Here is a 12,904-nt window from a genome sequence, read left to right on the forward strand (position 1 = left end):
GCATAATATAGTTACGGATTACGTCTCAGGTTGAGGGCTTTGGCTCTCAACTTGCATTATAGGTCAGTAGTTCAATTGGTAGAGCGTCGGTCTCCAAAACCGAATGTTGGGGGTTCGAGTCCCTCCTGGCCTGCCATATTTTGAAATAAAAAGCTTGATGCTGGCTTAGTTGTTCATATAATAAGTCGCGAGTTCTACGACGAGTACAAAAATGTCGAATGATAAATCGCGCGACGCATTGAGCGACGCGCCAATTCCTCAAAGAAATAATTCTGCTGAAGTTGTTCGTTCTGGTTCACCTCTAGATATTGTTCTATGGGTGATTGCGATTGCATTATTGGTTTTAGCTGTTATGGCGAATCAGTATTTACCAGCGCATTGGGCGCCTGCCAATAATATCTGGGTGCGCGTTGGGGCAATTTTTGCTTGTATCGTTGTGGCTTTGGGTTTATTATACGCCACCCATCAAGGTAAAGGCTTCGTTCGTTTGCTAAAAGATGCACGAGTCGAATTGCGTCGAGTAACTTGGCCAACAAAACAAGAAACAGTCACCACATCGTGGCAGGTTCTATTGGTTGTAGTTGTTGCATCATTGGTTTTATGGTGTTTTGACTATGGTTTGGGTTGGTTAATTAAGTTGATTATCGGGTAAAAGAGCTATGAAACGTTGGTACATTATTCATGCCTATTCTGGTTATGAAAAACAAGTGTTACGTTCACTTACAGAACGAATCCAGCGTAGCGCTGTTGCTGATAGCTTTGGTGATGTCCTTGTTCCTACCGAAGAAGTGGTAGAAATGAAGGATGGTAAGAAACGTAAATCTGAGCGCAAATTCTTTCCAGGCTATGTGTTAGTCGAAATGGAAATGAATGATGATACTTGGCATATCGTTAAAGAATGTCCAAAGGTTCTAGGTTTTATCGGTGGTACACCTGAAAAACCAGCACCAATCACTCAGCGTGAAGCAGATGCGATTCTTGCGCGTGTACGTAACACAGGTGAAGCACCACGTCCTAAGACGATGTTTGAGCCGGGTGAAGAATTACTTGTTATTGACGGTCCATTCACAGACTTTAAAGGTGTGGTGGAAGAAGTTCAATACGAGAAGTCACGTTTAACGTTGACGATTAACGTATTTAATCGACCAACTCAGGTTGAACTCGAATTTCGCCAAGTCGAAAAAACGATTTAATCTTAATTGGTTGAAAAGCGCCCGATTTTATCGGGCATTGTTGTTGTAATAGAAGTGTATCGTAAAGATTGGGGAGCCTAGCGGCGTTTGTACCCAGAGGTATTTTAAAATGGCTAAGAAGATTGACGGCTATATCAAGCTGCAAGTTCCAGCTGGTAAAGCAAATCCATCTCCACCAATTGGTCCTGCATTAGGTCAACGTGGTGTAAACATCATGGCATTCTGTAAAGAATTCAATGCTGCTACACAAAAAGTTGAACAAGGTCTTCCAATTCCTGTAGTGATTACTGTGTACAACGACAAGTCGTTCACATTCATCATGAAAACTCCTCCAGCTTCTATCCTTCTTAAGAAAGCTGCTGGTATCCAGAAGGGTTCAGCTGTACCAAACAAAACTAAAGTTGGTAAGTTGACTCGTGCTCAGTTAGAAGAAATTGCGACTACTAAAGAACCAGATTTAACTGGTGCTGATTTAGACGCACGTGTACGTACCATCGCTGGTTCTGCACGTTCTATGGGCTTGGAAGTGGAGCTATAAGACATGGCAAAGTTAACTAAACGTCAAAAAGCCATTGCTGCTGCTGTTGAAGCAAACAAAGTTTATACTTTGGAAGAAGCGGTGCAAGTTCTTAACAGCCTACCTGCTGCGAAGTTCAAAGAATCTTTAGATGTAGCTGTAAATCTTGGTGTAGACCCGCGTAAATCTGACCAGGTTGTTCGTGGCGCGACTACATTACCTGCTGGTACTGGTAAAACTGTACGTGTAGCAGTATTTGCTCAAGGTGCGCAAGCAGAAGCTGCTAAAGAAGCTGGTGCAGACATCGTAGGTTTTGATGACCTTGCTGAAAGCATTCAAGGTGGAAACCTTAACTTTGATGTTGTAATCGCAGCTCCTGACGCTATGCGTGTTGTTGGTAAGCTCGGTACAATCCTTGGTCCACGTGGTTTAATGCCAAACCCTAAAGTTGGTACTGTAACTCCTGATGTAGCGAATGCTGTTAAAAACGCTAAATCTGGTCAGGCTCGTTACCGTGTAGACAAAGCGGGTATTATCCATGCTGCGATCGGTCAGTTAGGCTTTGATGCTGCTGCTATCCGTCAAAACGTTGAAACCTTAGTTGCTGACTTGAAAAAGTTAAAACCTGCAACTTCTAAAGGTATATACATCAAAAAGATCACTTTGAGCTCAACTATGGGTCCTGGTCTTACTGTTGATGTAAGCAACGTTTCTAACTAAGTTTTAAACTTAGTCAAGAATTTTAAAGTCCTGATTGAGGGCAGGGTGTAAAAAATCATAGATTTTTTACACCCATTCAAAGTAATGCTTTGTTTCCTCACTCATCAGGCGGACTTTGAATTGATAAATGTAAATTTATCAGCGTCAAAGACCACAGGCGAAGAGACTTCTTTTGAATATCTTCTTAATAGCCCAGCCTGCGTAGACGCGGTGGTGTGATTTATTCCTCCTCCGCGTGCAAGTCAAATCCTTGTTGACTTGCGAATTGGGAGTGTACTTTTTTGAGTACATAAATCACCGTTAGGAGGTTTTACAATGGCTCTTCTTATTGAAAGCAAAAAACAGATCGTTGCTGAAGTGGCTCAAACTGCTTCTACAGCGTTCGCTGCCGTTGTTGCTGACTATCAAGGTTTAACCGTTGAGCAATTAACTACTCTTCGTGTTGAAGCTCGTAAACTAGGTGTTGCTACACGCGTTGTACGTAACACTTTGGCGAAACGTGCTCTTCAAGATACGCAATTTGCAATCTTGAATGACAACCTTGTTGGCCCAACAATCTTAGCATTCTCAACTTCTGAAGACGATATGGGTGCAGCTGCACGCTTGTTTGAAGAATTTGCTAAAACTAACAAAGCATTTGAATTAAAAGCTGCTGCATTTGACGGCAAACTTTATCAAGGTGCTGAAGTTAGCGTTATCGCAAATCTTCCAAACCAAGAAAAAGCGCTTACTATGCTCGCATCTGTTCTTCAAGCTCCTATTTCGAAATTGGGTCGCTTACTTACAGCGCTTCAAGAGAAAAACGAGTCAGAAGCTGCTTAAGCTTAAATCTACTTCCACACCATTCAATACCCATTTGGAGTTAATCTCATGGCTTTAACAAACGAAGAAATCCTAAACGCAGTTGCTGAAAAAACTGTTCTTGAACTTGTTGAACTTATTTCTGCTTTTGAAGAAAAATTCAACGTATCTGCTGCTGCTGTAGCTGTAGCTGCTGCTCCTGCTGCTGCTGCTGCTGAAGAACAAACTGAATTCAACGTTGAGTTGACTTCTTTCGGTGCTAACAAAGTAGCTGTAATTAAAGCAGTTCGTGAAGCAACTGGCCTTGGTCTTAAAGAAGCTAAAGACCTAGTTGAAGGTGCTCCACAAGTTCTTAAAGAAGGCATTTCTAAAGAAGAAGGCGAAGAACTTAAGAAGAAACTTGAAGAAGCTGGTGCTACAGTTACACTTAAGTAATTGTAAAAGGAGTCGGTTTTTAAATCGGCTCCATAAAATGGCTGATGGCTCTTGGGTCATCAGCCTTTTTGCGTTACAATAATCGGCTCGATTTTTGTTTGTTCTGTACAATAACTGTCATATTTCAGAATAATCAAAGTAATTTCAAATGTTTACCAATATTTTTCTTTTTAAAAAATATTGTTAAGCGTTTTAATACCACTAAAAATTGCAGCATTTGTAAACAGTGGTGGCCATATCGGCCTGTGTAATTCCTTCTGAGCCCGTTCTGCAGGCGGGCTTGGTTTACTTTCCGAGGACTCCAGATGGCATACTCATATACCGAAAAGAAACGGATCCGTAAGAATTTTGGTAAATTGCCCCAAGTAATGGAAGCACCGTACTTACTTTCGATCCAGGTCGATTCGTATAGAACGTTCTTGCAAGGTGGCAAAACTCCAAAAAACCGCGAAGATATCGGTCTCCAAGCCGCATTTCGTTCAGTTTTCCCTATAGAAAGTTATTCTGGCAATGCTGCTTTAGAATTTGTTGAGTATAGCCTTGGTAAGCCTGAGTTTGATGTGCGTGAATGTATTTTACGTGGTTCGACTTATGCGGCACCAATGCGCGTAAAAATTCGTTTGATTATTAAAGATCGCGAAACTAAATCTATTAAAGACGTACGTGAACAAGAAGTCTACATGGGTGAAATGCCACTCATGACAGACAATGGTACCTTTGTAATCAATGGTACTGAGCGTGTAATCGTATCTCAATTACACCGTTCACCTGGTGTGTTCTTTGATCACGATAAAGGCAAAACTCATTCAAGTGGTAAAGTACTTTATTCTGCACGTATTATTCCTTACCGTGGTTCATGGTTAGATTTCGAATTTGATGCAAAAGATTTAGTTTATGTACGTATTGACCGTCGTCGTAAATTACTAGCAACGGTTGTGTTGCGTGCATTGGGTTATAACAATGAACAAATCTTGAATTTGTTCTATGAAAAAGTACCTGTATATCTTGATATGGGTAGCTATCAAATTGACCTCGTTCCAGATCGTCTGCGTGGCGAAATGGCGCAATTTGATATTGCAGATAATGATGGCAAAATCATTGTTGAGCAAGGTAAACGTATTAATGCACGTCACGTACGTCAAATGGAAGCTTCTGGTTTAGCTAAGCTATCAGTTCCTGATGAGTACCTGTATGAGCGTATCACTGCTGAAGATATTACTTTACGTAATGGTGATGTGATTGCTGCAAATACGTTGTTAAGCCATGAAATTATGGTGAAACTAGCAGAAGGCGGTGTTAAACAGTTCAATATCTTGTTTACGAACGATATTGACCGTGGTTCATTTGTTGCTGATTCATTACGTGCTGACACAACATCTGGTCGCGAAGAAGCATTAGTTGAAATCTATAAAGTAATGCGTCCAGGCGAGCCACCAACAAAAGAAGCTGCTGAAAACTTATTTAATAACTTATTCTTCTCTTCTGAACGTTATGACTTATCTCCAGTAGGTCGTATGAAGTTTAACCGTCGTTTGGGTCGTCCATACGAAGTTGGTACTGATCAGAAGTCACGTGAAGTAGAAGGTATTTTATCGCACGAAGATATCATCGATGTATTACGTACATTAGTTGAAATCCGTAACGGTAAAGGTGAAGTCGATGATATCGATCACTTGGGTAACCGTCGTGTACGTTCTGTTGGTGAAATGACTGAAAACCAATTCCGTGTTGGTTTGGTTCGTGTTGAACGTGCTGTTAAAGAACGTTTAAGCCAAGCAGAAACAGATAATTTATCTCCGCAAGATTTAATTAACGCAAAACCAGTTGCAGCTGCAATCAAAGAATTCTTTGGTTCAAGCCAATTGTCTCAGTTTATGGACCAAAACAATCCATTATCTGAGATTACACATAAACGTCGTGTTTCAGCGCTTGGACCTGGTGGTTTAACGCGTGAACGTGCGGGCTTTGAAGTACGTGACGTACATCAAACTCACTATGGTCGTGTATGTCCAATTGAAACGCCGGAAGGTCCAAACATTGGTTTGATCAACTCGCTTTCTGTTTATGCAAAGGCTAATGATTTTGGTTTCTTGGAAACACCTTACCGTAAAGTGGTAGATGGCCGAGTAACTGATGCTGTTGAATACCTTTCTGCTATTGAAGAAGTGGGTACTGTTATTGCACAGGCCGATTCTGCGCTAGATAAAGATGGTAACTTAACAGAAGATATGGTTTCTGTTCGTCATCAAGGTGAATTTGTACGTATCTCACCTGAAAAAGTGACGCATATGGATGTATCTGCACAGCAGGTTGTATCTGTAGCTGCATCACTTATTCCATTCCTTGAACACGATGACGCGAACCGTGCATTGATGGGTTCAAACATGCAACGTCAGGCGGTTCCTACTCTACGTGCGGATAAACCGCTTGTAGGTACAGGTATGGAAGCGAACGTTGCACGTGACTCGGGTGTATGTGTGATCGCTGACCGTGGTGGTGCGATTGAATATGTAGATGCTTCTCGTATCGTTATTCGTGTAAACGAAGATGAAATGATTGCAGGTGAGGCTGGTGTAGATATTTACAACCTCATTAAATATACACGTTCTAACCAAAACACTTGTATCAACCAAAATATTATCGTGAATTTGGGCGACAAAGTTGCTCGCGGTGACATCTTGGCAGACGGTCCGTCAACAGATATGGGTGAGCTTGCGCTTGGTCAAAACATGCGTGTAGCGTTCATGACGTGGAATGGTTACAACTATGAAGACTCGATCTTGTTATCTGAGCGCGTACTTCAAGAAGACCGTTTAACTTCTATTCATATTCAAGAATTATCATGTGTAGCGCGTGATACTAAGTTAGGTGCAGAAGAAATTACTGCCGATATTCCTAACGTAGGTGAAGCTGCACTTTCTAAACTTGATGAATCGGGTATTGTTTATATCGGTGCGGAAGTTACTGCTGGTGACATTCTTGTTGGTAAAGTAACGCCTAAAGGTGAAACTCAGTTAACTCCTGAAGAAAAATTGCTTCGTGCAATCTTTGGTGAGAAAGCAGCTGATGTTAAAGACTCATCTTTACGTGTTCCATCTGGTACTAAAGGTACAGTTATCGATGTTCAAGTCTTCACTCGTGATGGCTTAGAGAAAGATGACCGTGCGATGGCAATTGAAAAAGCACAGCTTGATGCTTACCGTAAAGACTTGAAAGAAGAATACAAGATCTTTGAAGAAGCAGCTCGTGAGCGTGTAATTCGTTTGCTTAATGGTCAAGAGTCTAACGGCGGTGGTTCGACTAAACGTGGCGATAAGCTCGTTGAAGGTATGTTGTCTGGTTTAGAGCTTGTTGACTTACTTGAAATTCAACCTACAGACGAAGCAATTGCTGAACGTTTATCTCAAATTCAAGTGTTCTTGAAAGAGAAGAGCGCAGAAATTGATGAGAAGTTTGCAGAGAAGAAACGTAAGCTTTCGACTGGTGATGAGTTAACAACAGGTGTTCTTAAAGTTGTTAAAGTTTACCTAGCAGTTAAACGTCGCATTCAGCCTGGTGATAAAATGGCTGGTCGTCACGGTAACAAAGGTGTTGTATCTAACATCTTACCTGTTGAAGACATGCCACACGATGCTAACGGTGTACCGGTAGATATCGTATTGAACCCATTGGGTGTACCATCTCGTATGAACGTGGGTCAGATTCTTGAGACTCACTTGGGTATGGCGGCTAAAGGGCTTGGCGATAAAATCGAAAAAATGTTGAAAGAACAGCGTACAGTTTTAGAACTTCGCGAATTCTTAGACAAGATTTATAACAAAGTCGGTGGCGAGCAAGAAGATCTTGATAGCTTAACTGATGCTGAAGTTTTAGCTCTTTCTGGCAACTTACGTGCTGGTGTGCCTTTGGCTACTCCTGTATTTGATGGTGCTGAAGAAAGCCAAATTAAAGACTTACTTGAATTAGCTGACATTTCACGTACTGGTCAAACAGTATTGTTTGATGGTCGTACGGGTGAACAGTTTGATCGTCCTGTAACTGTAGGTTACATGTACATGCTCAAATTGAACCACTTGGTTGATGACAAAATGCATGCGCGTTCAACAGGTTCTTACTCACTTGTTACACAACAACCGCTTGGTGGTAAAGCACAGTTCGGTGGTCAGCGTTTCGGTGAGATGGAGGTTTGGGCACTTGAAGCTTACGGTGCAGCATATACTCTTCAAGAGATGTTAACTGTTAAGTCGGATGACGTTGAAGGTCGTACACGTATCTATAAGAATATTGTAGATGGTAACCATTATATGGATCCAGGTATGCCTGAATCGTTCAACGTATTGACCAAAGAGATCCGTTCTTTAGGTATCAACATTGAACTGAAAAATGGTGACTAAGTCGTAAGACTCACGATTTTTTAGGAAAAAACAATATTTGTGACCCAGTCGGGTAAGCGTTGCTTCCCGACACACGGAGAAAAAAATTGAAAGACTTGCTCGATATCATGCGTAAGAAAACGGACTCAGATGGTCATGCACCAATTGAGTTTGACCGTATCCGTATTGGTCTTGCGTCACCAGAAATGATTAAGTCATGGTCTCATGGTGAAGTTAAAAAACCTGAGACAATTAACTACCGTACTTTTAAACCAGAACGTGACGGTTTGTTCTGTGCCAAAATTTTTGGTCCAGTAAAAGATTACGAATGCTTGTGTGGTAAATACAAGCGTATGAAATACAAAGGCGTCATTTGTGAAAAATGTGGCGTTGAAGTAACTACAGCGAAAGTTCGTCGTGAACGTATGGGTCACATTGAACTCGCTTCTCCAGTTGCACATATCTGGTTCTTAAAATCGTTACCATCTCGTATCGGTTTATTACTTGATATGACGCTTCGTGATATCGAACGTGTATTGTATTTCGAATCATACGTTGTAACTGATCCAGGTATGACTCCGTTTGAAAAGTATCAACTTTTAACAGACGAAGAATACTTCAATGCACTTGAAGAACACGGTGATGAATTCACTGCGAAAATGGGTGCAGAAGCGATTCAGGACTTATTAAAAGATATTGATCTTGAAGCTGAAATCGCACGTTTACGTGAAGAAATTCCTCAAACAACTTCTGAAACGAAGTTGAAAAAAGCGTCTAAACGCTTGAAATTGATGGAAGCATTCAACGATTCAAACAACAAGCCAGAATGGATGGTGATGAATGTACTTCCTGTACTTCCACCTGATTTACGTCCATTAGTTCCACTTGAAGGTGGTCGTTTCGCGACTTCTGACTTGAACGATTTATATCGTCGTGTCATTAACCGTAACAACCGTTTGAAACGTCTTCTTGATCTTGCAGCACCAGACATTATCGTACGTAACGAAAAACGTATGTTACAAGAGTCTGTAGATGCATTGCTTGATAACGGTCGTCGTGGTCGTGCAATTACTGGTTCTAACAAACGTCCGTTAAAATCTTTGGCAGATATGATCAAAGGTAAACAAGGTCGTTTCCGTCAGAACTTACTTGGTAAGCGTGTTGACTATTCTGGTCGTTCGGTAATTACTGTAGGTCCTACTTTACGTCTTCACCAATGTGGTCTTCCGAAGAAAATGGCACTTGAATTATTCAAGCCATTCATTTTCGCCAAACTACAAGCTTCAGGTCAGGCAACAACCATTAAAGCTGCGAAGAAAATGGTTGAGCGTGAGACTCCAGAAGTTTGGGACGTTCTTGCTTCTGTAATTCGTCAACATCCAGTCATGTTGAACCGTGCGCCAACACTTCACCGTTTAGGTCTTCAAGCATTTGAACCTATCCTTATTGAAGGTAAGGCAATCCGTCTTCACCCACTCGTTTGTGCTGCGTTTAACGCCGACTTCGACGGTGACCAAATGGCGGTACACGTTCCATTGACACTTGAAGCACAGTTAGAAGCTCGTGCATTGATGATGTCAACAAACAACATCTTGTCACCAGCAAATGGTGAGCCGATCATCGTTCCTTCTCAGGACGTTGTCTTAGGCCTTTATTACATCACACGTGATGCGATTAATGCTAAAGGCGAAGGCATGGTGTTTGCTGATACTCACGAAGTAAACCGTGCACTTGCAACTGGTCAGGTTGCGATTCATGCTCGTGTTAAAGTACGTGTGCATCAAACTGTTATCAATGAAGATGGTGAACGTGAACACGGAACTATTATTGTTGAAACAACACCAGGTCGTTGTTTGCTTTGGGAAGTTGTTCCACAAGGCTTAAGCTTTGACATGATCAACCTTGAGATGACTAAAAAGAACATCTCGAAGTTAATCAACTCTTGTTACCGTAAACTTGGTTTGAAAGATACAGTTATCTTTGCTGACCAATTGATGTACTTGGGCTTCCGTCAAGCGACTCGTTCAGGTGTATCGGTAGGTATGGAAGACATGCTCATTCCACCTACTAAGCACACGATTATTGACAAAGCAGAAACAGAAGTTCGTGAAATCGAACAACAGTTCGAACAAGGTTTCGTAACTGCTGGTGAGCGTTATAACAAAGTTGTCGATATCTGGGCGCGTACAAACGACCAAGTTGCTAAAGCAATGATGGATAACTTGTCTTATACCGTTGTGAAAAACAAACAAGGTGAAGACGAGAAGCAAAAATCATTCAACAGCATCTATATGATGTCTGACTCTGGTGCCCGTGGTAGTGCGGCACAGATTCGTCAGCTTGCTGGTATGCGTGGCTTGATGGCAAAACCGGATGGTTCGATTATCGAAACGCCAATTAAAGCGAACTTCCGTGAAGGTTTAACAGTACTTCAGTACTTTATTTCAACACACGGTGCGCGTAAAGGTTTGGCCGATACAGCATTAAAAACTGCGAACTCTGGTTACTTGACTCGTCGTCTTGTAGACGTAGCGCAAGATTTGGTAATTACCGAGCCTGACTGTGGTACAGCTGGTGGTTTGGTGATGACTCCGTTCATTCAAGGTGGCGATGTAATCGAACCTTTACGTGACCGCGTATTGGGTCGTGTAACGGCTGAAGATGTACGTCGTGCGTCTGATGATGAAGTTGTATTACCTCGTGGTACGTTAATTGACGAAAAAATCGCAGCTCATCTTGAAGAAGCGGGTGTGGATGAAGTCAAAGTACGTTCAGTAATTGCTTGTGAATCTGCTTTTGGTGTATGTGCTAGATGTTATGGCCGTGACCTTGCACGTGGTCACTTGGTTAACCCAGGTGAATCAGTAGGTGTAATGGCAGCACAGTCTATTGGTGAACCAGGTACACAGTTAACAATGCGTACGTTCCACGTTGGTGGTGCTGCAAGCCGAACTTCTGCTGCAAACAGTGTTCAAGTACGTAACAAAGGTACTGTACGTTTCCATAACGTGAAAACTGTACAACATGCGAAAGGTCACTTGGTTTCAGTTTCTCGTTCAGGTGAAATTGGTATTGCCGATGACTTAGGTCGTGAACGCGAGCGCTATAAACTTCCTTACGGTGCAAGCATCTTGTTGAAAGATGGTGAATCTGTAGAAGCTGGCGGTATCGTAGCGACTTGGGATCCGCATACACATCCATTAGTAACAGAAGTTGCTGGTAAAGCACGTTTCAGCCAAATCGCTGATGGTGTAACTGCAACATCAAAAACTGATGATGCAACTGGTATGACTACTGTTGAAATCTTACCTGTAACAGCTCGTCCTGCTTCTGGTAAAGATTTACGTCCTGCGATCGTGTTGGATACAACAGATGGCGGCGAACAGTTCTACTTCTTGCCACAAAACACAATCGTAACTGTTCGCGATGGCGAAACGATTGGTGTGGGTGACGTTATTGGTCGTGTACCACAAGAAACATCACGTACTCGTGATATTACCGGTGGTCTTCCGCGTGTAGCTGACTTGTTCGAAGCACGTAAGCCGAAAGAACATGCAATTCTTGCTGAAGTTTCAGGTGTTGTGAGCTTTGGTAAAGAAACTAAGGGTAAAAACCGTTTGGTAATTAGTCCTGATGATGGTTCTGAGATCTACGAAGAGTTGATTCCAAAATGGCGTCAAATCAACGTGTTCGAAGGCGAGCATGTGAACCGTGGTGAAACTGTTTCTGATGGTCCACAAAACCCGCATGACATCTTACGTTTGAAAGGCGAAGTTGCATTAACTAACTACATCGTGAACGAAGTTCAAGACGTATATCGTCTCCAAGGTGTAAAAATCAACGACAAACATATTGAAGTTATCGTACGTCAAATGTTGCGTAAAGTTGATATCACCGATGGTGGCGATACAAGCTTCATCAAAGGCGAGCAAGTGGATTACATCCGCATGGTACAAGAGAACCAAGCTGTCTTGGCTCAGAACAAGTTCCCTGCGAAGTTCGAACGTCTATTGATGGGTATCACTAAAGCGTCGCTTTCTACTGACTCGTTTATCTCTGCTGCATCGTTCCAGGAAACAACTCGTGTGTTAACTGAAGCAGCTGTAACAGGTAAAGAAGATGAATTACGTGGCTTGAAAGAAAACGTTGTAGTAGGTCGCTTGATTCCAGCTGGTACTGGTCTTGCATACCACCTAGAACGTCGTCGTCAAGAATCAGAAGCTGCTGAACATGAGCTTCACAATGACTTTAGCGAAGTAGACCAAGCATTCAGCCAAGCATTAAACTCAGAACAATTCTAAGTTTAGACTGGCACTAAAAAAGGCACCTCAGGGTGCCTTTTTTATTTAGATTTATTTATAACAATTAAAAGTGGTAATTACATAAACATATTAAAGAGCCATTATTTTATTACTTAAGCGGGATAAACACTCCACAAAACCATATTAGGCTACATGCTTATGAAGACTGGAGTAAATCTAATGAAAAAAATGATGATGATTGTTAGTGTTGGCCTGATGTCAACAACTTTGTTTGTTGGCTGTCAGAATTCAAGCCCAGAAAGTAAACGTATTGGTTCGGCTGCGATTGGTGGTGGTGCCGGTGGTGCTGTAGGTAAACATGTAGGCGGCAATATTGGTGCAGGTTTAGGAGCAGCACTTGGTGCAGGTGTTGCAGCTAATGCAAAAGGGTCTAGTAGTAAAACTGTGCGTAATAGTGCAATTGGTGCCGGTGTTGGTGCTGTGTTAGGTGGTGCAATCATTGGTGGTGACGCTGGTGCTGCTACAGGTGGAGCACTTGGTGGTAGTGCAGGCGCAGCTTATGAAGAGAAAAAAGGGAAGTACTAAAAGTACTCCTAATAATAT

Annotated in this window: 9 protein-coding genes and 1 tRNA gene; all 10 read left to right on the forward strand. The window is 42.0% G+C overall.

Annotated features, from left to right (window positions below; all coding sequences use genetic code 11):
- Positions 1–60: 60 nt before the first annotated feature.
- The 10 genes from FY048_RS09910 (at position 61) to FY048_RS09955 (ending at position 12,886) form a co-directional block, all read left to right on the forward strand.
- Positions 61–136 (forward strand) — tRNA-Trp (locus FY048_RS09910).
- A gap of 75 nt (positions 137–211) precedes the next feature.
- Positions 212–652 (forward strand): preprotein translocase subunit SecE, encoded by a 441-nt coding sequence (gene secE / locus FY048_RS09915; RefSeq protein WP_004640737.1) that lies wholly within the window; start codon positions 212–214, stop codon positions 650–652.
- 7 nt (positions 653–659) lie between these two features.
- Positions 660–1,193 (forward strand): transcription termination/antitermination protein NusG, encoded by a 534-nt coding sequence (gene nusG / locus FY048_RS09920; protein ID WP_003654499.1) that lies wholly within the window; start codon positions 660–662, stop codon positions 1,191–1,193.
- A 109-nt stretch (positions 1,194–1,302) separates the two neighbouring features.
- A complete protein-coding gene (rplK, locus tag FY048_RS09925) occupies positions 1,303–1,731 on the forward strand; it encodes a 50S ribosomal protein L11 (protein ID WP_016139481.1) in 429 nt (142 codons plus the stop codon).
- Between the two features lie 3 nt (positions 1,732–1,734).
- Positions 1,735–2,430: a 50S ribosomal protein L1 gene (gene rplA, locus FY048_RS09930; RefSeq protein WP_016139480.1), complete on the forward strand. Its 696-nt coding sequence runs from the start codon at positions 1,735–1,737 to the stop codon at positions 2,428–2,430.
- Between the two features lie 315 nt (positions 2,431–2,745).
- Complete coding sequence (gene rplJ, locus FY048_RS09935; RefSeq protein WP_016139479.1) at positions 2,746–3,252, forward strand: 50S ribosomal protein L10; 507 nt, start codon at positions 2,746–2,748, stop codon at positions 3,250–3,252.
- A 48-nt stretch (positions 3,253–3,300) separates the two neighbouring features.
- Entirely contained in the window at positions 3,301–3,666 is a 366-nt protein-coding gene (gene rplL, locus FY048_RS09940; protein WP_003654503.1) for a 50S ribosomal protein L7/L12, read from the forward strand.
- Between the two features lie 305 nt (positions 3,667–3,971).
- Positions 3,972–8,060 (forward strand): DNA-directed RNA polymerase subunit beta, encoded by a 4,089-nt coding sequence (rpoB, locus tag FY048_RS09945; protein WP_016139478.1) that lies wholly within the window; start codon positions 3,972–3,974, stop codon positions 8,058–8,060.
- Positions 8,061–8,146: 86 nt separating this feature from the next.
- Complete coding sequence (gene rpoC, locus FY048_RS09950; protein ID WP_016139477.1) at positions 8,147–12,340, forward strand: DNA-directed RNA polymerase subunit beta'; 4,194 nt, start codon at positions 8,147–8,149, stop codon at positions 12,338–12,340.
- Positions 12,341–12,520: 180 nt separating this feature from the next.
- Positions 12,521–12,886, forward strand: coding sequence for a DNA transfer protein p32 (locus FY048_RS09955; protein WP_446091016.1), 366 nt, complete (start codon positions 12,521–12,523; stop codon positions 12,884–12,886).
- Positions 12,887–12,904 lie beyond the last annotated feature (18 nt).

It is taken from the genome of Acinetobacter sp. 1124_18A (assembly GCF_052824995.1).

What these genes read in the sequence shown, in the direction of transcription:
- rplL (WP_003654503.1), top strand. Translation starts at nt 3,301, where the DNA reads ATGGCTTTAACAAACGAAGAAATCCTAAACGCAGTTGCTGAAAAAACT.
- rplK (WP_016139481.1), top strand. Translation starts at nt 1,303, where the DNA reads ATGGCTAAGAAGATTGACGGCTATATCAAGCTGCAAGTTCCAGCTGGT.
- rplA (WP_016139480.1), top strand. Translation starts at nt 1,735, where the DNA reads ATGGCAAAGTTAACTAAACGTCAAAAAGCCATTGCTGCTGCTGTTGAA.
- rpoB (WP_016139478.1), top strand. Translation starts at nt 3,972, where the DNA reads ATGGCATACTCATATACCGAAAAGAAACGGATCCGTAAGAATTTTGGT.
- FY048_RS09955 (WP_446091016.1), top strand. Translation starts at nt 12,521, where the DNA reads ATGAAAAAAATGATGATGATTGTTAGTGTTGGCCTGATGTCAACAACT.
- nusG (WP_003654499.1), top strand. Translation starts at nt 660, where the DNA reads ATGAAACGTTGGTACATTATTCATGCCTATTCTGGTTATGAAAAACAA.
- secE (WP_004640737.1), top strand. Translation starts at nt 212, where the DNA reads ATGTCGAATGATAAATCGCGCGACGCATTGAGCGACGCGCCAATTCCT.
- rplJ (WP_016139479.1), top strand. Translation starts at nt 2,746, where the DNA reads ATGGCTCTTCTTATTGAAAGCAAAAAACAGATCGTTGCTGAAGTGGCT.